Origin of the sequence: Lysobacter solisilvae (genome assembly GCF_016613535.2) — a bacterium.
GTDB lineage: Bacteria > Pseudomonadota > Gammaproteobacteria > Xanthomonadales > Xanthomonadaceae > Agrilutibacter > Agrilutibacter solisilvae.
In genome coordinates, this window is sequence record NZ_CP071518.1 from 898,259 (window position 1) to 921,644 (window position 23,386).

Annotated in this window: 19 protein-coding genes; 3 read left to right on the top strand and 16 right to left on the bottom strand. The window is 70.8% G+C overall.

The genetic code is table 11. The features are described from left to right. Nucleotides 1–26 precede the first annotated feature (26 nt). Nucleotides 27–1,709, bottom strand: coding sequence for a multicopper oxidase family protein (locus I8J32_RS04060; protein ID WP_200614955.1), 1,683 nt, complete (start codon nt 1,707–1,709; stop codon nt 27–29). A 213-nt stretch (nt 1,710–1,922) separates the two neighbouring features. On the opposite strand from I8J32_RS04060, the gene I8J32_RS17925 reads away from it, so the two are divergent. Further along, nucleotides 1,923–4,343, top strand: a complete 2,421-nt coding sequence (locus I8J32_RS17925) for a PKD domain-containing protein (RefSeq protein WP_200614954.1) — start codon at nt 1,923–1,925, stop codon at nt 4,341–4,343. A gap of 247 nt (nt 4,344–4,590) precedes the next feature. Further along, nucleotides 4,591–6,183, top strand: coding sequence for a proprotein convertase P-domain-containing protein (locus tag I8J32_RS04070; RefSeq protein ID WP_200614953.1), 1,593 nt, complete (start codon nt 4,591–4,593; stop codon nt 6,181–6,183). A 73-nt stretch (nt 6,184–6,256) separates the two neighbouring features. Here I8J32_RS04070 and I8J32_RS04075 read toward each other — a convergent pair whose 3' ends face one another. The 4 genes from I8J32_RS04075 to glnA form a co-directional block, all read right to left on the bottom strand. Beyond that, nucleotides 6,257–7,804, bottom strand: a complete 1,548-nt coding sequence (locus tag I8J32_RS04075) for an ammonium transporter (protein ID WP_407060987.1) — start codon at nt 7,802–7,804, stop codon at nt 6,257–6,259. A gap of 124 nt (nt 7,805–7,928) precedes the next feature. Then, nucleotides 7,929–8,267: a P-II family nitrogen regulator gene (locus I8J32_RS04080; protein WP_200614952.1), complete on the bottom strand. Its 339-nt coding sequence runs from the start codon at nt 8,265–8,267 to the stop codon at nt 7,929–7,931. A 15-nt stretch (nt 8,268–8,282) separates the two neighbouring features. Continuing rightward, nucleotides 8,283–9,074: a TorF family putative porin gene (locus I8J32_RS04085; RefSeq protein ID WP_200614951.1), complete on the bottom strand. Its 792-nt coding sequence runs from the start codon at nt 9,072–9,074 to the stop codon at nt 8,283–8,285. Nucleotides 9,075–9,578: 504 nt separating this feature from the next. After that, a complete protein-coding gene (glnA, locus tag I8J32_RS04090) occupies nt 9,579–10,988 on the bottom strand; it encodes a type I glutamate--ammonia ligase (RefSeq protein WP_200614950.1) in 1,410 nt (469 codons plus the stop codon). 233 nt (nt 10,989–11,221) lie between these two features. Here glnA and I8J32_RS04095 point away from each other — a divergent pair, with 233 nt between their 5' ends. Next, nucleotides 11,222–12,031 carry an undecaprenyl-diphosphate phosphatase gene (locus I8J32_RS04095; RefSeq protein WP_200614948.1) on the top strand — a complete coding sequence of 270 codons (810 nt, stop codon included), beginning with the start codon at nt 11,222–11,224 and terminating at the stop codon, nt 12,029–12,031. Between the two features lie 25 nt (nt 12,032–12,056). Here I8J32_RS04095 and I8J32_RS04100 read toward each other — a convergent pair whose 3' ends face one another. The 11 genes from I8J32_RS04100 to I8J32_RS04150 all read right to left on the bottom strand — a co-directional run bounded on the left by I8J32_RS04100 (nt 12,057) and on the right by I8J32_RS04150 (nt 23,243). Further along, nucleotides 12,057–12,668: a YbhB/YbcL family Raf kinase inhibitor-like protein gene (locus I8J32_RS04100; protein WP_200614947.1), complete on the bottom strand. Its 612-nt coding sequence runs from the start codon at nt 12,666–12,668 to the stop codon at nt 12,057–12,059. A gap of 171 nt (nt 12,669–12,839) precedes the next feature. Continuing rightward, a complete protein-coding gene (locus tag I8J32_RS04105; protein ID WP_200614945.1) occupies nt 12,840–14,918 on the bottom strand; it encodes a tetratricopeptide repeat protein in 2,079 nt (692 codons plus the stop codon). A gap of 127 nt (nt 14,919–15,045) precedes the next feature. Then, nucleotides 15,046–16,044, bottom strand: coding sequence for a YheT family hydrolase (locus tag I8J32_RS04110; RefSeq protein WP_200614944.1), 999 nt, complete (start codon nt 16,042–16,044; stop codon nt 15,046–15,048). A 117-nt stretch (nt 16,045–16,161) separates the two neighbouring features. After that, nucleotides 16,162–16,977, bottom strand: a complete 816-nt coding sequence (locus I8J32_RS04115; protein WP_200614942.1) for a lysophospholipid acyltransferase family protein — start codon at nt 16,975–16,977, stop codon at nt 16,162–16,164. Between the two features lie 304 nt (nt 16,978–17,281). After that, a complete protein-coding gene (locus tag I8J32_RS04120; protein ID WP_407061008.1) occupies nt 17,282–17,665 on the bottom strand; it encodes a hotdog fold thioesterase in 384 nt (127 codons plus the stop codon). 173 nt (nt 17,666–17,838) lie between these two features. Continuing rightward, nucleotides 17,839–18,036, bottom strand: a complete 198-nt coding sequence (locus I8J32_RS04125; RefSeq protein ID WP_200614938.1) for a hypothetical protein — start codon at nt 18,034–18,036, stop codon at nt 17,839–17,841. A 64-nt stretch (nt 18,037–18,100) separates the two neighbouring features. Continuing rightward, on the bottom strand, nt 18,101–18,286 hold the full coding sequence (locus I8J32_RS04130) for a hypothetical protein (protein ID WP_200614937.1): 186 nt from the start codon (nt 18,284–18,286) through the stop codon (nt 18,101–18,103). Nucleotides 18,287–19,076: 790 nt separating this feature from the next. After that, entirely contained in the window at nt 19,077–21,122 is a 2,046-nt protein-coding gene (locus I8J32_RS04135) for a phospholipase D family protein (protein ID WP_245156407.1), read from the bottom strand. Continuing rightward, nucleotides 21,119–21,811, bottom strand: coding sequence for a YceI family protein (locus I8J32_RS04140; RefSeq protein ID WP_245156408.1), 693 nt, complete (start codon nt 21,809–21,811; stop codon nt 21,119–21,121). Before I8J32_RS04140 ends, I8J32_RS04135 begins: the two co-directional genes overlap by 4 nt. Nucleotides 21,812–21,894: 83 nt before the next feature. Continuing rightward, entirely contained in the window at nt 21,895–22,371 is a 477-nt protein-coding gene (locus I8J32_RS04145) for a SixA phosphatase family protein (protein ID WP_200614934.1), read from the bottom strand. A gap of 242 nt (nt 22,372–22,613) precedes the next feature. Further along, entirely contained in the window at nt 22,614–23,243 is a 630-nt protein-coding gene (locus tag I8J32_RS04150) for a ParA family protein (protein ID WP_200614933.1), read from the bottom strand. Nucleotides 23,244–23,386 lie beyond the last annotated feature (143 nt).

A 23,386-nucleotide genomic window follows, 5' to 3' on the forward strand; every position in this document is an offset into this window, starting at 1 on the left:
AGGGCACACCGCGGTGAGCGGGTCGGTCAGTCGGTGACGGCGAACGTGAGCATCATGCCCATGTCCTCGTGTTCGAGATTGTGGCAATGGAGCATGTATTGCTGGTTGCCATCGAAGGGCTGGTCGAAGTCGATCGCGATGCGGACCGTCTCGCCCGGCCAGACCAGCACGGTGTCGTTGCAGCCCAGGTCCTGTGGCCCCAGGCCGCCCTCGGCAACCTGGCGGCTGCGCACGTCCTGCGGACTGATGCGCCGCTCGACCACGCGGAACTGCACGCCATGGACATGGATCGGGTGCGGCATGCTGGTCATCGCGTTGCGCAGCTCCCACACCTCCCGCGTGCCGCGCTTGACGGTGAACGCCGGCGCATGACCGTCGCGGTGGAAGTTGTGGCCGTTGATGAACCAGGCGCCCTGGCTGTCCATGTGCAGCCGGAACGGGCGCACGGGCCAGCCGCGCGTGTCCGGCGGCGCGGGCAGCGACGACAGCGAGGCAGGAATGGCCGCGGCCCGGCGGCTGCCGCTGGCACCTGCCGCGCCGCGCCCGCCGTTGCCGCGGACGTCGTCGCCGCAGCCGGCAACGCAGAACTGCATCAGGTCCAAGCCTGCGCCCATGGGCTCGGCGGCGGGATGGTCGCCCATCGGGTCGGGCGCGAAGGCGCCGGATTCGTCCTCGTTCTCCATCGGCACATAGTCCAGGCTGCGCAGCACCACGCGCGCGCCCGGCGGCAGCCGGCTGAAGTCGACCAGCACGTCGGCGCGCTGCGCAGGCGCGAGGAACAGGTCCTCCATCGGCCAGGGCTGGGCGAGCAGGCCACCGTCGGTGCCGATCAGGTGGAATTCCAGCGCCTGCTCCTCGTGGAGGAAGGCCGGCCGCAGGACGCGCGCGTTGCAGACGTTGGCCAGCCGCAGGCGGTACAGGCCGGGCACGACTTCCAGGAAGGGCTCGGGCGTCCAGTTCACCAGGACGCGATTGCCGATCCAGTCGTCCGCGCCGCTGCGATAGACCAGCCGGTTGGCCGTATCAACCTGCTTGTCGGCGATGAGCAGCGGCAGGTCGCGATCGCCCCACTGCAGGCCGAGCCGCTTGCGCAGCGCGAGTTCCTCGTCATCCTCCACCAGCAGCAGCCCCGCAAGTCCGGCGTGAACCTGCAGGCCGGTCCGTTGATGCGGATGCGCGTGATACCAGTACAGTCCGGCGCGGTTGGCGACGCGGATCCGGTACGCGCGCTGCATGCCCGCTTCGACCGGATGCAGGCCGCTGCCATCGTTGGCCTCGTCCACCACCAGGCCGTGCCAGTGCACCGTGGTGGCTTCCTGCAGGCGATTGTCGAGCGACACCTGCAGCGTCTGGCCGTGCGCCACGTGCAGCACCGGGTTGGCGATGGCGTGGCCTTCCCACTGCCCGGCGTAATGCCACAGGGGCGTGGGCTGGCCGGGAAACACGTTGAATCCGTCCACGCGCGACTGCAGTGCCAGCGGCCCGCGCAGGTGCACGTCCGCCATCAGGCCTTCGCGGCCGGGAATGCGCAGGGGTTGCTGGAACAGCGCATCGGGCCCGGCCGTCGACGCGCCGGGCGCCGGCGTCGGCGCGGAGTTCGGTGCGTGATGGTGCCCGCGCCGCAATGCGCGCCAGGCGAACGGCGCCGCGCCCAGCGCCGCCGCGGCAAGCGACAGACCCAGCAACTGGCGGCGTCTGGAATCAACCATCGGGAACGGCGGACCGGCACAGGCGGTGGCCTACTGTGCTTGTCCGGGGCGTGGCCTGGCAACACGCGGCCGCGCAGCGTGATCGGCGTCCACAGGGTCCGGCGGTGTCGCGGTATTGTCATGCCCGCGGCGCCACCATGCGCCGCCCGCCCCTTGGGCCAGGGAGGCACCCATTTGTCTGGACGACTGCTACATCCCGAGGGAGGGACTGTCATGAGGATTGGCACCAAACGTCTGTCGATGCCTGGCGCGCTGACCTGCGCCAGCGTGCTGTGCGCGGGCCTGCTGTCGCTGGCGCCTGCACTGGCCGGCCAGCGGATCGCGCAGCTGCCGGAAGACGGCACGCAGACGCGCCGCATCACCGCCCGGCCCGGGCCGCTGGCCGATGCGCCCGTCACGCGCGTGTGCGAGTCCGGCGCGAAGTGGATCCGCCTCAACTTCAGCCAGTTGACCCTGCGCAGCTACGACACGCTGGTGCTCACCAGTTCCGGTGGTGACCGATTCGTGTTCGACGGCCGCCACTGGAACGACCGCAGCTTCTCCGCGCGCGCCATGCGCGGGTCCTGCGTCGACCTGCAGGCGTCCTTCGGCAGCGCCGACAGCCGCTACCGCGTGGAGAGCTTCCAGTTCGGCACGCGGGCGCTGGACGCCACGCCCGTGGTCGTCGCCGGCGCGGGCGACATCTGCGACAGCTCGCCCGCCGACTGCGGCAAGACTTCCGACCTGATCGTCGCGATCAACCCGACCGCGGTTTTCACCGCCGGCGACAACGCCTACAGCAGCGGCACCCTGACCGAATACAACACGCTGTATGCGCCGCGCTGGGGCCGCTTCAAGGCGCTCACCAGTCCCTCGCCCGGCAACCATGACTACCTCACCAGCAACGCGGCCGGCTATTTCGACTACTTCAACGGCGCCGGCAACCAGACCGGTCCGGCCGGCGACCGCAGCAAGGGGTACTACAGCTACGACGTCGGCGACTGGCACTTCGTCGCGCTCAACACGATGTCCGGTGGCACCGTGGCCAGCACGCAGCTGACCTGGCTGCAGGACGACCTGGCCGCCACCACCAAGCCCTGCATCGCCGCCTATTTCCACCATCCGCTGGTCAGCCGCGGCAATTACACCGGCTACAGCCAGGTCAAGCCGATCATGGACCGCCTGTACGCGGCCAGGGCCGACCTGGTGCTGGTCGGCCACGACCACAACTACCAGCGCTACGGGAAGATGGACGGCAGCCAGGCCGCGAAGGCCGACGGCATGCGGCAGATCCTGATCGGCACCGGTGGCCGCGACTTCTATTCGCTCAGCGGCACCCATGCCCTGCTCGAGGCCAGCCAGGACCACACCTGGGGCGTGCTGAAACTGAGCCTGACCGCCACCGGCTACACCGGCGATTTCGTCCCCGTGGCCGGCAAGACCTGGACCGACACCTTCAGCGGCACCTGCAACGCCAAGGCCGGCAGCAACACGCCGCCGGTGGCGAACTTCAGCTTCAGCACCAACGGGCTGTCGGCCAGCTTCACCGACGGTTCCACCGATGCCAACGGCACGATCGCCTCGCGCGCCTGGAGCTTCGGTGACGGCGGCACCAGCACCGCGACCAACCCGTCGCACACGTATGCCGCGGCCGGCACCTACAACGTGGGACTCACCGTCACCGACAACCAGGGCGCCACCCACAGCGTGACGCGGCCGGTGACGGTCACCGCGACCGGCAACACGCCGCCCGTGGCGGACTTCAGCTTCGTCGCGACGCAACTCACGGTCGCCTTCACAGATGCCTCGACCGACAGCGACGGCAGCATCGCTTCGCGCGCATGGTCCTTCGGCGACGGCGGCACCAGCACTGCGACCAGTCCCGGCCACACCTACGCGGCCGCGGGCACCTACACCGTCGCCCTCGCCGTCACCGACAACGCCGGGGCGACGCACACCGCGAGCCGGACCGTCGCGGTGACCGCGCCGCCCGGCAACGTGCTCGCCAACGGCGTGCCGGTGACGGGATTGTCGGCCGCCAAGGACGCCTCGCTGAACTACACGATGACCGTGCCAGCGGGCGCCACCGCGCTGAAGTTCGAGACCAGCGGCGGCACCGGCGACGCCGACCTGTACGTGAAGGCAGGCAGCGCACCCACCGACGCGTCCTACGACTGCAGGCCCTACAAGAGCGGCAATGCGGAAACCTGCACCTTCGCCACGGTGCAGCCCGGGACGTATTACGTGCGGCTGAAGGCCTACAGCGCGTTCACCGGCGTGAGCCTCACCGGCAGCTACGCCGCGCCCGGGAGCACGCAGACCTACGCCAATACGACCGATTTCGCGATCGCCGACAACGCCACGGTCGACAGTCCGGTCACCGTCGCAGGCCGCAGCGGCAATGCGCCGGCCAACGCTTCGGTGACGGTGGCGATCGTGCATCCCTACATCGGCGACCTGAAGGTCGACCTGGTGGCGCCGGACGGCTCGCTGTACAACATCCACAACCGCACGGGCGGCAGCGCGGACAACATCAACCGCACGTTGACCCTCAACCTGTCCAGCGAAGCGCTCAACGGCACCTGGTCGCTGCGGGTCAACGACAACGCCAATGGCGACACCGGGCGGATCGACAGCTGGAGCATCACCTTCTGACCGGCGCCGGCCTTGCATGAACGAAGATCAGCCCGGACGACGCCGGGCTGATTTTTTATGGGCCAGGCACCGGATCTGACTGTGGGTGCGCGGCCGCATCGCGTCGGTCTCTACACGCGACCCTCACAAGCCTGAGCGGTTTTGCACGCAGCGGGCGCCCCGGCGTCCTGCCGCAGCCCCCGCCTTCGTTGCTCCCAACAGGCCACGACGTTTCGCGGGAAACGGGTCGGCCCGGGGGTCACGGTTGATGAGGATCGCCAGCACACGTGCGTGGATCAAGGGCGCACTGATCTGCGCAGCGTTGCTGGCGCTGCCCTGCGTCGCCCAATCGCGCCAACGCATCGTGCAACTGGCCGAGGATGGCGTGCAGACCCGGCGGATCGCCGCGCGCCCCGGTCCGCTGGCCGACGCGCCGGTGACGCGCGTGTGCGAGAGCGGCGCGCGGTGGCTGCGCCTGGACTTCTCCGAATTGACGCTGCGCAGCTACGACACGCTGGTGCTGAGCAGCTCGGGCGGCGACCGCTTCGTGTTCCAGGGCGCGCAGTGGAACCAGCGCAGCTTCACCACCCGCGCCTTCCGCGGCAGCTGCATCGACATCCGACCGTCTTTCGGCAGTCCGCAGAGCCGCTACCGCGTCGGCAGCTACCAGTTCGGCGTCCAGGACCTGGAGGACACGCCGGTCGTCGTGGCCGGCGCCGGCGATATCTGCGATCCCACGCCGGCAGACTGCGGCGACACGGCCGACCTGATCGTCGACATCAACCCCACCGCCGTGTTCACCGCCGGCGACAACGCCTATCACAGCGGCACGCTCACGCAGTACAACACGCTGTACGACCCCAACTGGGGCCGCTTCAAGGCGCTCACCAATCCCACGCCGGGCAACCACGACTATTTCACCACCGGCGCGTCGGGATACTTCGACTACTTCAACGGGCCCGGCAACGCGAGCGGCCCGGCGGGCGACCGCAGCAAGGGGTACTACAGCTACGACGTGGGCGAATGGCATTTCGTCGCGCTCAACACCATGTCCGGCGGCGCGGTTGCCAGCGCCCAGCTGACCTGGCTGGAAGCCGACCTCGCCGCCACCAGCAAGCCCTGCGTCGCGGCCTACTTCCATCATCCGCTGGTCAGCCGCGGCGTGTACCACGGCTACGCCCAAGTGAAACCGATCTTCGACCGGCTGTACGCGGCCAAGGCCGACCTGGTGATGGTCGGGCACGACCACAATTACCAGCGCTACGCCCGGATGGATGGCAACCAGGCCCCGAAGGCGGACGGGCTGCGCCAGATCGTCGTCGGCACCGGCGGCCGCAACCTCTACGGGCTCAGCGGCACGCATCCGCTCATGGACGCAAGCCAGTCGCACACCTGGGGCGTGCTGCGGCTGTCGCTGACCGCGAACGGCTACACCGGCACCTTCCTGCCGGTGCCCGGCGACAGCTGGACGGACACCTTCAGCGGCTTGTGCAACGCCAAGGGCACCGGCTACGTGCCGCCGACGACCTACGGCAATGCAACCGATTTCGCGATCGCCGACAACGCCACCATTGAAAGTCCGATCGTGGTCACCGGCCGCAGCGGCAACGCGCCGGCGTACACGAAGGTGTCGGTGGCGATCGAGCACACCTTCATCGGCGACCTGAAGGTCGAACTGGTGGCGCCCGACAACACGCCCTACGTGATCCACAACCGCACCGGCGCCAGTGCCGACAATCTCAACCTCACGCTCACGCTCGACGTCTCGCGGGAAGTCATTGCCGGCACCTGGAAGCTGCGCGTGAACGACAACAGCGCCGGCGACACGGGCCGCATCGACAGCTGGAGCATCACGTTCTGAGTTGGGGGACGCGGAAGCGGCAGCCCGGGCCTTCCGGGCTGCCGCATTCGTGGGCGGTCAACGCGCCGGCGCGTCAATGCTCGTACGCCGCCTCGCCGTGGGAGGCGATGTCCAGGCCCTCGCGTTCGGCCTCCTCGGTGACGCGCAGGCCGACGGTGTATTTCACGATCGCGAAGCTGGCCAGCGAGACCGTACCCGACAGCGCGACGGTGACCAGCACGCCCTGCAACTGGATCCACAGCTGCGCGGGAATCGAGTACCCGGGCAGCGCCGTCTGCGTGACGTAGTCCCACACGCCTGATCCGCCCAGCGCGGGCGCGGCGAACACGCCGGTGAGCAGCGCGCCGACGATGCCGCCCAGGCCGTGCACGCCGAAGACGTCGAGCGCGTCGTCCGCGCCGAGCCGCCGCTTGAGCCCGCCCACGCCCCACACGCAGACCACGCCGGCGATGGCGCCGATGGCCAGCGCGCCGCACAGGCCGACGAAGCCCGCCGCGGGCGTGATGGCCACCAGGCCGGCCACCGCCCCCGACGCCGCGCCGAGCATCGAGGGCTTGCCTTTGCCCAGCCATTCCACCGCCGTCCAGCCCAGCACCGCCGCCGCGGTGGCCAGGAAAGTGTTGACGAAGGCCTGCGCCGCCACCGCATTGGCTTCCAGCGCCGAGCCGGCGTTGAAGCCGAACCAGCCGACCCACAGGATGCTCGCGCCGACCATGGTCTGGGTCAGGTTGTGCGGCTTGATCGCCTCGCGGCCGTAGCCCACGCGCCGTCCGACCACGTAGGCGCCGACCAGGCCGGCGACCGCGGCATTGATGTGCACCACCGTGCCGCCGGCGAAGTCCAGCGCGCCGCGGGCGAACAGGAAGCCCGATTGCGCGAGCACGCCCTCCACCGCGGCGGGATCGGTGAACGCGTCCGGGCCCGGGAAGAACCAGACCATGTGCGCCATCGGCGTGTAGGCGAAGGTGAACCACAGCACCGTGAACAGCAGCACGCCGGCGAACTTCACCCGCTCGGCGAACGCGCCGACGATCAACGCGCAGGTGATGCACGCGAACGCGCCCTGGAACACGAAGAACACCAGCTCCGGGATCACCACCCCCTTGCTGAAGGTCGCCGCGAGCGAAGCCGCGGTGAGGCCGCCGGCGAAAAGGCGATCGGTGCCGCCGATGAACGCGTTGCCCGCCGTGAAGGCCAGCGAATAGCCGTACAGCGCCCACAGCACGGCGACGAGCGAGAACACCAGCAGGCACTGCATCAGCACCGACAGCACGTTCTTGGCGCGCACCAGGCCGCCGTAGAACAGGGCCAACCCGGGCAGGGTCATGAAGATCACCAGGGCCGAGCAGAGCAGCAGCCAGGCGGTGTCACCCTTGTCGGGGGTGGGGGCGATGGTGGCGGCTTCCTGCGCGAATACGGTGGCAGGAAGCAGCAGCGCAGCTGCCAGCGACGCGATGCATCCAGTGACACCGATAGTGGCGTGGGCACCCTCCGTTTTCCTGGTCCCGTCACTCCCGCGAACGCGGGAGTCCAGTGGCGTGGCTTCTGTCTTCGTGGCAACCGCAAAGTCGCTGGGTTCCCGCGTTCGCGGGAACGACGGGGATGGGGTTGCGCGCTTCATGGAGACATTTGCGCGCGTGCCTTGGGCGCCGATCGGGTCTGGTTGAACGGAGGCGGCGACTGCCTGGCGCCCGCGCTTGCGGGTTTCGATCGTGTGGGTGGTCATGTCGAATCTCGCAGTGAAGTCAAAGAGCGTCATCGTCGAGTTCTCCCGTGCGGATGCGCACCGTGCGCTCGAGCGCCTGGACGAAGATCTTTCCGTCACCGACCTTGCCGGTGCGCGCGGCCTGGGCGACCGCGTCCAGCGCGGCCTCCAGGCCCGCTTCGGTGACGGCGCACTCGATCTTCAGCTTGGGCAGGAAGTCGACGACGTATTCGGCGCCGCGGTAGAGCTCGGTGTGGCCCTTCTGGCGTCCGAAGCCCTTGACCTCGGATACGGTGATGCCCGACACGCCCGCATCGGTGAGCGCTTCGCGCACCTCGTCGAGCTTGAACGGGCGGATGATCGCGGTGATCAGTTTCATGCGTGCTCCCGTTGTTCAGAAGGACTTGGCGAGGGTCAACGACAGCGTCCCGTCGGCGAGTTGGCGACCCTGCGGATTGGTGTAAAGCGCGCGGTCGGCGTCGGAGTCGTTCCACGCAGCGGCGACGGAGACGCCGTTGTCGAATGCGCGGGTGAGGCCCAGGCGCCATTCGGCGTAGTCGTAGGCGCCGTTGTGGCGGATCCACTGGTGGCCGCCATGCGCGGCCAGCGTCCAGCCCGGGTGGAACGTCCAGCCGGCGTTGATTTCCAGGTAGCCGCTGCCGTCGGAGTCCGGATAGCCGAACAGGTCGGTGACGGCGTACGCATACTTCGCGCCCACGCTGGTGTTGCCGGTGGGCGTGAAGTTCAGCGCCGCATAGAGCTCGCCGGTGTCGGCGCTGTTGAAGCCGTCGGGGAAATCGCCCGGGTAGAAGTAGCCGATCGCGCCCACGTCCAGGCCCGCGTGTTCGCCCAGCTTGTGCCGATAGCCGGCGTAGACGTCCAGCTCCAGGCTGCTGCTGATGGGCGCCTGCGGGGTGGACAGGTCCGACAGCCAGCTGATGTTGCTGCCCCAGGCGCCGGCATAGAAGCCGGCGTCGGCGCTGTATTCCACTCCGGCCTGCAGCGCGGGATTTGTGGCGGTCTGCGATACGCCGCGGAACAGGTAATCGCTGGTGAGCGCGACCGAGCCGCCGGTGCCGGCGCGTGCCGGCGGCGACGCGCATGCGAGCGCCAACCCCAGCGCGGTGATCGTGGTGGCGGTGGCGGACAGGGTGGTGGCAGGTGCGGCGGTACGACGATGCGTCATGACACAAGGCCCTCGACAAGTGGCCCTCCCCGGTCAGGTGCTTCGTGCTGCGGAGCTGCGTGTGGCGTCGTGCAGTGGCGTGATGCGCGCGACGGACAACCAGCGCCACGCGTCATGCGTGGACGGTCGGCACCGAGGGTGCGCGCCGGGGTTCTGGTGGCTGTGCTGTCGCGATGGACGTCTGGACGCGCCGCGGGGAACTGGCCGCGGGTGGACGTGGTGCGCGCTCGCAGGGCGGGCCGCGAGGCGGAGGTGACGCGCCTGCGTCGATGCAGGGCTGGAGCGCGATCGGCTGCGGGGAATGGCCGCAGCGGGACCGGTGTTCGCCGTGCAGGGAGGGCCGCGCGGCGGGTGGAACGGTGGCGTCGTGCCGGTGGTGCCTGGCTTGTGTCTGCGCGGGAACGGACAGGCCCGTACTCGCTTTTCGCTGGCGGGGTGGGCTCGCGCTACGACGAACCCACCCAACCCCCTCTCCCGTCGGGAGAGGGGCCCAGGACACACGCCTTACAGCGTGTAGTACATCTGGTACTCGAGCGGGTGGGTCGCGCCGCGGAAGCGGGTGACTTCCTGCATCTTCAGCGCGATGTAGCTGTCGATGAAGTCGTCGGTGAACACGCCGCCGGCCTTGAGGAAGTCGCGGTCCTTGTCCAGCGCGTCCAGTGCCTGGTCCAGCGAGTGGCACACGGTCGGGATGTTCTTCTCTTCTTCCGGCGGCAGGTCGTACAGGTCCTTGTCGCTCGGCGCGCCCGGGTCGATCTGGTTCTTGATGCCGTCCAGGCCGGCCATCATCAGTGCGGAGAAGATCAGGTAGCCCGAGTTCATCGGATCGGGGAAGCGGATCTCGATGCGGCGCGCCTTCGGGTTGGCGACGTAGGGGATGCGGCAGGAGGCGGAGCGGTTGCGCGCCGAGTAGGCCAGCATCACCGGCGCTTCGTAGCCCGGCACCAGGCGCTTGTAGCTGTTGGTGGTCGAGTTGGCGAAGGCGTTGATCGCGCGGGCGTGCTTGAAGATGCCGCCGATGTACCACAGCGCCATCTGCGACAGGCCGCCGTAGCCGTCGCCGGAGAACAGATTCACGCCGCCCTTGGCCAGCGACTGGTGCACGTGCATGCCGCTGCCGTTGTCGCCGACGATCGGCTTGGGCATGAAGGTGACGGTCTTGCCGTTGCGGTGGGCGACGTTCTTGATGACGTACTTCATCGTCAGCAGTTCGTCGGCCTTCTGCGTCAGCGAGCTGAACTTGGTGCCGATCTCGCACTGGCCGGCGTTGGCCACTTCGTGGTGGTGCACCTCGACCTCGATGCCGACCTGTTCCAGCGTCTTGCACATCTCGGCGCGCAGGTCGTGCAGCGAATCCAGCGGCGCGACGGGGAAGTAGCCGCCCTTCACCATCGGGCGGTAGCCGGTGTTGCCGCCTTCGTATTCGCGGCCCGAGTTCCAATGCGCTTCTTCCGAGTCGATGTGGAAGAAGGTGTGGCCCATGTCATTGGCGAAACGCACGCTGTCGAAGATGAAGAACTCCGGCTCCGGGCCGAAGAAGGCCTGGTCGGCGATGCCGCTGGACTTCAGGAAGGCCTCGGCGCGCTTGGCGATGCCGCGCGGGTCGCGCGAGTAGGCCTGCATGGTGGCCGGGTCCAGGATGTCGCAGGTCAGGACCAGGGTCGGATCGGCGGTGAACGGGTCCAGGAACGCGGTGTTGGAATCGGGCAGCAGGACCATGTCCGATTCCTGGATGCCCTTCCAGCCGGAGATGGAGGAGCCGTCGAACATCTTGCCGTCCTCGAACAGGCTGGCTTCGACAATCGACTTGGGGAAGGTCACGTGGTGCTGCACGCCCTTCATGTCGGCGAAGCGGAGGTCGACGAATTCGACCTTGTGGTCCTTGATGAGCTTTTCGACGTGTTCGAGGGACATGGTGGATTCCTGGCCGGAGATGGAAAGGGAGAAAGCGGCGAACGAAGAGTAGTTAGCAAGCGCCGTGCCATCTTGTAAGTGATTGATTGGCTGGGGTTTCGTTATCGGACGGGTCGAATCGTGCACCGTTTCGGTGCAACCGCGCGGGCGTGGCCCCAATCGGGTGCAAGCCGGGCATCCGCTATCCTGCGCAGCGATTCCCCGGCCGCGCGGCCGACTTCCTGCCCTGCCCCATGACCGATCTCCTCGCCGCGCTGCTGCTCGGCATCATCGAAGGCATCACCGAGTTCCTCCCGATCTCCAGCACCGGCCACCTGCTCATCGCCGAGCGCTGGCTGGGCCACCGCAGCGACCTGTTCAACATCTCCATCCAGGCCGGCGCCATCCTGGCGGTGGTGCTGATCTACCGGCGGCGGCTGTGGCAGCTGTGCACGCGCTTCTTCAGCGGCCACGAGAGCCGCGATTACGCCCTCAAGCTGGCCACGGCCTTCGGCGTGACCGCGGTGCTGGGCCTGGTGGTCAAGAAGGCCGGCTTCGAACTGCCCGAGACCGTGGCCCCGATCGCCTGGGCGCTGATCATCGGCGCGGTGTGGATGGTGCTGGCCGAACAGTGGGCGGCGCGGCGCGCGGCGGTGCTGGGCGAGCGGGCGCAGATCACCTGGACGGTGGCGATCCTGGTGGGGCTGGCGCAGGTGCTGGCGGGGGTCTTCCCGGGCACGTCGCGCTCAGCGACCACGATCTTCGTCGCCCTGCTGGCCGGCACCACGCAGCGCGCGGCGGCGACCGAGTTCGCATTCCTGGTGGGCATCCCGACCATGTTCGCGGCCACGGGCTACGAGCTGGTGGAGGTCATGCGCACCGGCCAGGCTGTGCACGAGGACTGGACCGCGCTGGGCGTGGCCTTCGTGGCTTCGGCGCTAACGGCCTTCGCGGCCGTGAAGTGGTTGCTGTACTACATCCAGAACCACCGCTTCACCGTGTTCGCGGTGTACCGGGTAATCCTGGGCGTGGCGCTGCTGCTGGTGGTGCCGGCCGGCGAGTAGCCGCCCGATCCGCCCGCCGGCGGGGCTAGTCCTTGACCGCCGGATTGAGCGAATAGGTGCCGTAGATCGCCACTTCGTCCAGCACGTGGCCCTGCATGGCCTGCAGCGCGTCGGCGGCGGTGAAACGGTCCGGGACATCCAGCCGCTCGACGTCGAGCGCGAACAGGCGGAAGAAGTAGCGGTGCAGGCGCAGGTCGTGCGGCGGCGGGAAGGGGCCGTCGTAGCCGCGCCAGTCGCCCGCCATGTCGGGGTCGTTCGCGAACCAGCCGGTGTAGTCGTTGAGCCCCTGGCGGCTGCCCGCCGGGCCCGCCGGCGCGGCCTTGCCGTGCGCCACCACGCCCTCGGACGCGCTGCCGGCGGCGATTTCGCCGACGCCGGCCGGGATGTCGACGACCGCCCAGTGGGTGAAATCGGTGCGGGGCTGCTCGACCGGGATCTGCGCCGGCGACAGGTCGGTGGGCACGTCCGGATCGATGCACAGCAGCACGAAGCTGCGCGTGCCGGACGGCGCGGCTTCCCAGGCCAAGTGCGGATTGCGGTTGGGGGCGAAGCCGAACCCGTCGCCCGCCGGCTGGCCGGCGGCGAACTGGGCCGGGAGACGGTGGCGGTGTTCGAAGCTGTCGCTGCGGATCTTCATCACGGTCTCCTGGGCTGGCGCCCGTCGCTTCGGGCGGCGGGCGGTTCGTCGTTGCGGGCGCCTGCGGTGCGGGCGCTTGCGTTGCGGATCAGGGCGCGCGGGTCAGGGCACTCGGGTCAGAGCACGCGGGTCGGCTCGACACCGACCCGTGGCCACGGTCCGCGGCGCGACTCACTGCTCCGGGTAGCCGAACTTCACGGCCTGCGGGGTGAGCAGGGCGAAGGCTTCCGCCAGCGGCCCGGTGAAGGCGCGCCACGCGCCGGGCTGGTTGCGGTTCGGGCCCAGCGCATTGCGCGGCGGCGGCGGCAGGTTCAGCCCCAGCGCCCGGTTGATCACGCTCACCAGGCCCTGCGGGTCGTGCGCGATCGTGTCCAGCGGGACGATCGTGTGCGGGAACAGGTCCTTGTCGTGCAGTTCGGACAGCTGCTCCAGCGACCTGGCCATCCAGCGCGCGCCGGCCAGCGGCGATTCCAGGGCGAAGGGCGAATTCACCGGGCCCCACGCCAGCCAGTCGAGCAGCATGTCGCGCGGGTCGCGGATGCCGACCATCAGCAGTGCTTCGCCCAGGTGCGCGCGCAGGGCGGGCACCAGTGCGTTGTCCCACCACAGCAGCCAGTCGAACACCGGCCCGCCGGTATGGCCGCGGCTGGGCAGCGCCGCCCGCCACTGGCTGACCAGGAAGCTGGGATCCAGGCGGCCATCGACCAGTTCCTGCGAGGTGCCGTAACGCTGCAGCGGGTCGCGCGGCGGACGCGGGCTGTTGCGGTCGAGCAGCAGCGGCACTTCGCCGGCCGACAGGGTCGCGCCCAGCGTTTCGACCATCGAGCCCGGCGGGCCCCAGAGGAACAGCACGCCCGGCGTGCCGTCGGCGGCCGGGACGAAATCGGGCAGCGTGGCCGGGCCCGCCGTCACCGCCGGCAGGGGCAGGCGCTGCGGAATCAGTTCGGCCTGCAGCGCGCTCCAGGTCGCCACGGCGGCCGCGGGGTCACCGGCGGCGGCCTGGGTGCGGCCCAGCAGCTGGCGCATGCCGGCCTTGTAGGCGGGATCGGTCGCCTGGGCGATCAGGCCTTCGACGCGGGCGACGGCCGCCTTCGGGTCGCGGCGCAGCAGGCTGTCGACGATGCGCAGCTCGGCCGAGCTGCGGCCGGGCTGCAGGGCGGCGATCTGGAAGGCGATCTCGTCGGCCTGTTCGGTCTCGCCGGCGGCATCGTGGATGGTGGCGCGGGCTTCCAGCGCGGGGATGTGGTCCGGCATCGCCTCCATCCAGCGCTCGACGACGCCCAGCGCGCCTGCGCCGGCGTAGGGCTCGAACAGCAGCCGGGCGCGCCACAGCGGCAGGCTCTGCGGGCGCGCGGCGAGGGCACGGTCGATGGCCTCGCGCGCCTGCTCGGCCTGGCCGCTCACGCGCCACAGGTCGACCAGCGCTTCCAGCGCCGGGAGGTCGTCGGGATTGCGTTCGAAGGCCGCCGACAGGGCCGGCAGGGCCCGCTCCGGGCGTCCGGCTTCCAGTTCGAGCCGCGCCCAGGCCCGGCGCAGGCCGGGGCTGCCGTCGTCGGCCTGGGCCAGCGGGGCCAGGCTGTCGGCGGCTTCGGCCGGACGGCCCTGGCGGCGGACCAGGTCCGCGATCATCGTCACCAGCGACACCGAGCCGGGTGCGCGCTCGAGCAGGCTGCGGAAGGTCTGTTCGGCGAACGCCAGGTGGCCGTTGGCCAGGTAGGCGAAGCCCAGCGCGGGCTTGAGGCTGGGGTCGGTCGGCGCGCGCTGTGTGGCCAGGGTCAGCAGCTTGAGCGCGCGATCGTGCTCGCCGCGATACAGGGCGACCATGCCGTCGATGCCCAGGATCTGCGGGTGCTCGGGGGCCAGCCGCGAGGCCGTGCGGGCCAGGCGATGCGCCTCGTCGAGGTCGCCGCGGCCCAGGGCCAGCTGGGCCTGCAGGATGTAGGCGGGAAACTGGTTGGGGTCCAGGCCGACCGAGCGGGCGAGCGCGGCCTGGGCCTCGTCGAGCTGGCCGCGGTCGGTCAGCAGCAGGCTGCCCCGCTCCATGTGCAGGCCGGCGTCTTCCGGCGACAGGGCCAGCGCCTGGTCGACGACGGTCATCGCCCCGGCGATGTCCCCGGTCATGCGCAGGGCGGAAGCCAGCAGGCGCTGCGCGGTGGGGTCGTGGGGCTCGGCCGCGACGGCCTGGCGGGCGGCGGCAAGGGCTTCGTCGGCGGCGCCGCGACGCAGCGCGTCGATGATCTGTTCGTGCATGGGGATACGGCTGGCGGAAAGAGGTCGATTGTACGTGCCGGCGCGCCCCGCCGTTTTGCGCGGAATGGGCCGCTCATCCCTCCGGGCCGTGGGCACCGCCGCCCGCTCGACTGCCTCGCTGGCCGGGTCAGGCCGCCGCGTCGGCCGCCGCGGCCAGGCGGTCGGCTACCCAGCGCTCGGCGAAGCCCTCCAGGCTGGCGCCTTCCAGGAACCCGCAGTGCCCGCCCCAGCGGGCGATCTCCAGCTGGGCGTTGGGGGGCAGTTGCAGGGCGCCGAAGTCCGCGACCGGGATGACCGGGTCGTCGGCCGAGGTCAGGATGCTGGCCGGCACGCTCAGCCCGGCCAGGCGGCTGCCGGCGATGGCGTACCCGTCGAAGTAGCGGTCCAGGGTGCCGAAGTCGGTGTGGCGCTCGACCAGCCACTGGGTGAGCGGGCGCATCCGCAGGCCCAGCACGTCGTCGTCCAGTTCGAACTGGTTCGGGAACAGCGCCCGCTTGCGCTGCAGCGAGTGCCGCCACTTGCGGTGGAAGTACCAGTAGTACAGCGGGAAGCCGCGCTCCATCTCCTCCATCGTGCGCGCCGGGTCGAGCACCGGGCACACCGCCGCCACGTGCGCGATCGCCAGCCCGGCGGTGGGCGCGCGCAGCGCCAGGCGCAGGGCGAAGTTGCCGCCCAGTGAATAGCCGGCCACCAGCAGCGGGCGCCGCCCGAATCGCAGGGCCACTTCGCGCGCCGCGTACACGACCTCGTCGATGCGGTTGGAGTGGAAGATGCCTTCGTTGAGGTGGTGGGTGTCGCCGTGGTCGCGGAAGTTCAGGCGGAACACCTCGAACCCGCGCCGCAACAGCTGGGCCGCGGTCAGCCGCATGTAGCTCGAATCGACCGAGCCTTCCCAGCCGTGCAGCAGCAGCACGAGGCCGCGCGCGGGCATGCCGGCCACGACGCTGTGCAGGCCCTGCAGGCGCACGCCGTCGCCGCCGTCGATCAGGTGCGCGGTGGTGGTCGCGCCGCAGCCCGCCAGCCGGGCCTCGCCGCGGCGCCGGCGCTGCGGCGCGCTGCCCAGCACGGACTGGACATGGGCGTTTCGCAGCCAGCGCGGGGGCTGGTAGTCGGCGGCGGTGAGCATTCGTGCGGGGGAGGAATCGATGGCGTGTGCGTCGAGGGGTCTTACCCGATCCTAACGTGGTCGGGGCCGCACATCGGCGGCCTTCCCGGCGCCGCGAAGCGGGCGCGTCGGCCGGGTTCAGTCGACGGGGAGGCCCATCGCCTGTGCGATCCGGGCGCGGGCCAGTTCGGCGATGCGGCGCCGGCCCTGGGCGTCACCGGGCGCGATGGGCTCCAGGAAGTGCACTTCGGCGACGCGGCCCGGCTCGCCCAGCAGGCGGACGAAATTGGCGAAGAAGCTCTCGCGCGGCTGGAAGGCGACGATGTGCTGCGCGTTGCCGCCCTGCCCGTAGAGCAGGGCCACCGGCTGCACCGGCACGCCGGCCTCCACCGCCGCCAGGAAGATCCGGGCGTGGAACGGGCCCAGTTCGCGCCCCCCGCGGGTGCCGCCCTCGGGAAACACGCCCACGCTGCGTCCGCCGCGCAGCCGGCCCAGCATCTCGTGCAGGACGCCGCCCAGCGATTCGGTGCTGCCGCGGGCGTGGAAGATGGTCTCGCCGCGCTGCGCCAGCCAGCCGACCACCGGCCAGCTCTGGATCTCGCGCTTGGCGACGAAGCCCATCATGCGCTGGCTGTGCAGGGTCTCGATGTCGATCCAGCTGACGTGGTTGGCCACGAACATCGCCGCGCCCGGCAGCGGCGTGCCGTAGCGGCGCATGCGGAAGCCGAACACGCGCATCAGCCCCGCCGACCAGGCGCGGATCACCCGATAGTCCAGCGATTCCCCGCCCCAGCGCACGCGCGCCACCAGCGGCGTGGTCAGCAGCATCGCCAGCGGCAGGTCGATCAGGATGTGCCAGGCCAGCAGCGGCAGGCGGTAGCAGTAGCGAAACGCGCGGGCCGCGCGCGCCCCGGTGGGCGCTGCGGCGCCAGCGGAGGGGGACGGCGCGGTCATGGGCCGGAACGATACCGAAGCGGGCGGGGTTTGTAGAGCGCGGCGTGCGGCGCCGACATCGGGCCGCGGCCGCTTGCGCGCGCAGGCAGGACGCCGCGGCGGGATCGGCGGCGTCCGTCCGTCACCACGTGCGGCGGCGCACGGGGATGGATTGGCCGGGATTGCTCCCCGCCGGAGCGCTTCAGCGCTTCAGTGGGATTGCTTGAGTGGGCGCGCACTGGTGAGAGCGGCTGACGGCGGGCAATCGGGCCATGGCGCGGGCTCGCCGCGGGTTCGGCGGATCAAGGGCCCCGCTGGCGGCCGGTCAGGCCGCCGGCCGCGGCACCACCGCCAGGGTGAGGCGCGAGATGCAGACCAGCTTGCCGCGTGCATCCTCGATGCGGATTTCCCAGACCTGGGTGCTGGCGCCCACATGCAGGGCGCGCGCGGTGCCGGTGACCAGGCCCTCGCGCACGCCGCGGACGTGGTTGGCGTTGATCTCGATCCCCACCACCCCCTTGCCCTGCGGCGCGCACAGCCCGCCCGCCGTGCTGCCCAGGGTTTCGGCCAGCAGCACCGAGGCTCCGCCGTGCAGCAAGCCGTAGGGCTGCCGCGTCCGCGCATCCACCGGCATGGTGCCGCGCAGGTAATCGGGGCCGATCTCGGTGAAGTGGATGCCGAGGGGTTCCATCGCCGTGTCCCTGGACATGGCGTTGAGCTCGGCAAGGGTGGTTTCGCCGCGGAACAGCGGCCGGGCATCGAGACGGGGTTCGGTGGGCTGGGTCATCCGGGGACGATAGCGTCCGTCGGCTTGACCGGCCAGCGCGCAGGCAGGGGAGGAGCGCTGCGCGCCGGCCGGGGCCGGGCCCACCGAGAGAGACGTCAGGCGCAGCGGAAGAACGGCTGGGCCCAGTTGGAGGTGTAGCGGCGGTTGCTGGCGTAGCCGCTGGAGTTGCCGTAGCCAACGCCGAAGTCGCGTTCGCGGTGCAGGTGGCGGACCGGGGCGGCGCCTTCGGCGGCCGGGGGGGTCGAGGAAGCCGGGTTGGGGGCCGGGCGGGTCTGGAGGGTGCGGGTGTTCATGGTGATCTCTCGGGCGGACGTGGCGGTGGGGGAAGACGACGCGACAACCCTTTGGGTGTGCGCGTCAGGCGCAGCGGAACAGCGGCTTGAACGGGGAGTTGGCGTAGCGGCGGTTGGTGGCATAGCCGCTGGAGCTGCCGTAGCCGACGCCGAAGTCGCGTTCACGATGCTGGCGGACCGGGGTGAACAGGACGGCGGGGGCGATCTTGGCCGGGGCCGGGGTGCGGGTCTGGAGGTTGAAAACGTTCATGGGAAACTCCTGGGGCGGGCGGGGTGTGACTCGGTGTGTTGGTAAAGTACAACACCAATTCGATTCCGCCATGGGCCGGAAGTCACCCCACCGAAGACCTACTGCGCCTGCCGGTGGAAGCCCCGCGGAACTCCATGATTCAGATGCGTTTTTCGCCCAGACCGTTGCCATGACTGATGGCATGGGCGCGCAAGGTGCCTCCCGGGCCACGCCGCCAATGACCGCGCCGCCGCGCGTTGCGTCCCTCAAACCCCCGCCGAGAACGCTCGCCCGCGGCCCCGGGCCACGCCGCCAATGACCGCGCCGCCGCGCGCTGCGTGGGCAAGACCAAACGCTCGCCCCCAGATCAAAAGCGCCATCGCACCCGGCTACCGGCCCACAAATGTGGCCTTCCAGTTCGCCCCGCCGGCCCTCGCACGGGCCCTCTTGGTGCGCAGCCGGACGGACCGGCATGCGCGCGCGGACCGATTGGGTGCGCCGCCGGACGGCCGGCATGCGCGCGCGGGCCGATTGGGTGCACCGCCGGACGGACCGGCATGCGCGCGCGGACCGTTTTGGCCCACCGTCGGACGGCCGGCATGCACGCGCGGACCGTATTGGCGAACCGGCGCACCGGCCGGTGCCAACGCGCGGACGGTTTTGGCGAACTGTCGGACGGACCGGTGTGAACCCGCGGACCAATTTGGCGAACTGCCGGACGGACCGGGTCCATACGCGGGCCGGCGTGGCGCACTGCCGGACGGGCCGCGGTCGACCCGCGGGCCTGCTGGCGAACCGCCGCGCGCTGCCCCTAAAGGATCGGCGCCAGCCCCGCGCCGAAGGCGGTGAAGATCCGCGTGGTGATCGACTTCAGGCCGAGATTGACTTCGGGGAAGTCGCCGACCGCGCGGTAGCAGTCGCGGAAGCGTTTGTGGTCGATCGGCAGCGGCGCCGGGCAACGGGGCCCGGGCGTGAATTCGTAGCTGATGGCGTAACGCACCGGCCACAGGTCGAACAGCGGCAGGTGTTCGGACGCCTTGCCCAGCGAGTACTCCAGGCCGGAGAACACCGGCGCCTTCTCGCGCGGCGCGATCACCCACGCATTTTCCGGCGCGATGTCGCGGCGGATGCTGTCGGCCAGCATCGCGGCGAACACCGGGTCCTCGATCATCACCGCGCTCTCGGTGTTGTAGTGGTCGCCGCGCGGATCGAAGTTGTGCGTGCCCACCACGCCGACGCGGCGGTCGATGACCAGCGACTTGGCGTGCAGGCCCACGCGCACACCGGCGCGCTTAAGCGGCACCGGCTCGTTGACGCGCCGGCGCGTGTAGCGCTTGGCGGCCTGCTCGCTCGACAGCGGGGCGCGGTAGCGCGTGCGCGTCATCGCGGCGCGCGGGTCGTCGATGTCGTTGCGCGACTGGCGCACGGGGGCAGGCGGCGGTGACGCACGGTGCGGGGCACGGTACGGGTAGGGCGCCGCGGACGAACCCGGCCCCGGCATGGCCAGCGCCTCGGCCGGTCCGTGGCCCGGCGTCGGCGTGGGTTCGTCGAGGGGCGCGCCGGTCGCCGCCAGGTCGATCGGGGCGTCCAGCGGGAAGGGCTTGTATTCGTAGATGTGGAAGCCGAAGTCGCGCAGGTAGCGGCGCTTGTACTTGTAGGACAGCGCGTAGGCGATGAAGGCGTCGGTCGCGGCCAGCGAATTGGTCGACACGATCACCCGCGGGTGCTCCGGCCGGTCGTGCAGGCGGCGGAACATGTCCTGCGCCGGTTTGGACAGCACCAGGTAGGGCGTCTGCAGCAGCACTTCGTTCTGCGCGCTCTCGATCAGCTCGCGCAGGGATTCCGAACTCCAGCGCTGGCCGGCGCCGGCGCGGTCCTGCTTGGCCGGCTTGTCGGAGATGTACTGGACTGGGCCCACCGGCAGCGCGTGGACGGCCAGGCGCGCCTGCACCTGCCCGGCGTCGGCGGCCAGGGCCTGCATCGCAGCGGCCCGCGCCGGACGCTCGTAGTCCGGCGCCGGCAGGCGCGGCACGCCCGCGCCGAGCAGGCGCTTGCCCACGTCGCGCAGGTGGTGCGCCGGCACACTGCGCGCGTCGTTCCAGAAGGCGCCGAAATCCGCGTCCATGGTGGCGGCCACGGGACCGGCGACGAGCAGGTCGCGGTCGCGGAAATTGAACTGCGGATCCCAGTCGTAATAGTCGTTCTGGTAGTTGCGCCCGCCGGTGATGCCGACCAGCCCGTCGACCAGCAGCATCTTGGAATGCATGCGCTGGTTGAGCTGGCGCCAGCAGCAGGCGGCGGCGACGGCGTACTGCGGGTAGTTGATGCGTGCGCGGCCGAGCACGGGGTTGTACAGCCGCACTTCCAGGTTCGCGTGCGCGGCCGACAGCGCGGCCAGCGTGTCCACGCGGCGCAGCGCCGACAGCTGGTCCATCAGCACGCGCACGCGCACGCCGCGGCGCGCGGCCTGGATCAGTTCGTCCAGCACCAGGCGGCCGGCGTCGTCCTCGTCGAAGATGTAGGTCTGCAGGTCGATGCTCTGCTGCGCGCCGCGGATCAGGTCCAGCCGCGCCAGCATCGCGTCGGGGCCGTTGTCGATGATCAGCGCGTAGTGGCGCGGCGCATCCACCGCGGACTGGCGCAGCGCATCGGTGCCCAGCGCGCGCAGCGGCGAGGGCTGGGCGCAGCGGTCCGGCGCCAGGCAGGCGACGTCGGTGGGACGGGCCGACGCGATCACCGCGTCGACGCGCTCACGCTGCACGCCCGACAGGCTCGAGCAGGCCGACAGGCCCAGCACCAGCGCGGCGACCACGCCGCGGGCCCAGGCGTTGCGCAGGGTGGGCAGCGGGGCGATCACGGGGCGCCTTCCAGCCAGCGCACGCGCAGGGTGAAGCGGACATCGTCCTGCACCGCCCAGCGCCAGGTCTGCAGGCCGTAGTCGGCGCGGTTGACGCGGCCGTACGCGACCACGTCGCAGTCGTGCGCCGGACGCGGGCAGGCGGAGGGCTTGAGGGTGAAGGTTTCCGGCTTGCTGACGCCGCGCAGGCTCAGCGTGCCGCGCAGCGGACCCCCGGCGCGGACCAGTTCGCCGACGTAGGGCTCGGAGGTGAACTCCACCCACGGATGGTGCGCGGCATCCAGGAAGCTGGGGCTGCGCGCGAACCGCGTGTAGCGATCGGACCCGGCCACTTCCACGCTGCCGGTCGCCAGCCGGATGCGCACGCGCCGGCGGCCGTCGGGCAGCGGGATCACCTCGCCTTCGTAGCGGGGGAAATTGCCGTCGACGCGCTGGCCCCAGCGGGTCCGAAGTTCGAAGCCGAAGCGGCTGTGCGCGGGATCAAGCCGGGTGGGCGCGACCGGCACGGCCGCCGGGTCGGGGCTGGTCGTGGACTCGGTCGCCGGGGCCGGGGCCTGCGCCCACGCCGGGGCCAGGCCACAGACGGCCGCCGTCAGCCCCGCCCATGCCAGGCGGCGAGCCCGGCGGGAGGGGAGGACGATCCAGGGAACGGCGCGGCGGGCGGCGCGGTGGACTGCTGTCGGAATCACGGCTTCCTTCGGGCGCGGGCGCGCAGGCGCCCCGGGCCGACCATTTCACCGCAGGACATGCGCACGCCGGCTGAAGCGCCCGATCACGGCCACCAGAACGCGCTGAGCTGGGCCGCACCCGGCTCCAGCGCCGCGCCCGCGGGCACGGTCAACACCGCGATGCCCGCCGGCGGCATGCCGCGGTAGTCGCCCGTCTGGCCGCTGTGCAGCAGGGCGGCCAACTGTTCGAAGCCGGGGTTGTGGCCGACCATCAGCAGCCGCTCGGACTGGTTGTGCGCATCGGCCAGCGCCACCAGGGTGCCGGGCGTGGCCTCGTAGATGGACGGCTCGATGCGCTGGTCGACGTAGCCGATCACGCCCAGCACGGCTTCCAGCGTTTCGCGCGAGCGCCGCGAGGGCGAACACAGTGCGCAGTCCGGGACCAGCTTGTTCTGCGCGAGCCAGCGGCCTGCCGCCTCGGCCTCGGCGAGCCCTTCGGCGGACAGCGGACGATCGAGGTCCGCCTGACCCGGCGCGGCCGGTTCGGCGTGGGCGTGGCGCAGCAGGATGAGTTCGCGCATGTGATCTCGATAGCCGGGGGTCAGGGACGGCAACAGGGGACAGGGAACAGCGAATACGCGATCAGGTCAACAGGGCATTCCCGCCCCACCCGGGGCGGTGGTGCCCGAACGCGGAACCGGCGCAGGGCGCGCAGGTCGGGACACGCGGGCGCGACCTGCTGGCGGGACCGAAGCGCCGGCCCCTGCATGTCGTGCCGCTTCGTCGCCGGTGTCCATGGCGCAGTCCCGGGTTCGGCGCGGCGTTACTTGCGCAGCCACTTAAGCAGCGACGACCAGTCCGACTGGTGGTCGCGTACCTGCGCGGAGTGGTAGTCGAACAGGCTCTTGCCCAGCGCGGTGGTGACCACGTACGCCTGGCTGTCGCGCAGCTGCGCGACGACCGGATACGGCCAGCGCCCGAGCAGGTCCAGCGCCTGCTGGGAGACGTTGGTCCAGGGCTTGAGCTTGTTGGCCACCAGGCCCACGCGCAGCTCGCCCTTGCGCACGCGCGGATGCCTGGCCAGCGAGTCCAGGAAGGGCACGGTGGCCTCGATGTCGATCGTCGAAGGCACGATCGGCACCAGGACGGCGTCCACGCTCTGCAGGAAGGGTTCCAGGTCCTGCGCCATCGCACCGGCCGCGGCGTCGATCACCACGCGCTGCGTGTCATCGGGCACCTGCCGGCGCCAGCCCTTGTGCCGGGTGCCGTCGAGCGCCAGCACGGCGCTGTCCAGGCCGGCGCGCCGCTGGGCCCAGCGGGTGGATGAGGCCTGCGGATCGGCGTCGACGAGGGCGGTCCGCATGCCCTCCAGCGCGGACTGCGCCGCCAGGTGCGTCGCGAGCGTGGTCTTGCCCGCGCCCCCCTTGGAACTGGCCACCAACACCGTCTTCATTCGCGCTCCCCGTGGACGGAAACCGCAGGGTACACCTGGGCAAGCGCGTGCGTGCGGCGCGCGCCGGGCCGGTTACCACGTACGTTCGTCATGTCCGTCATGCCGTCCCCTTCGCGATGCCCTCGCCGCGACTTCCCGCCCTG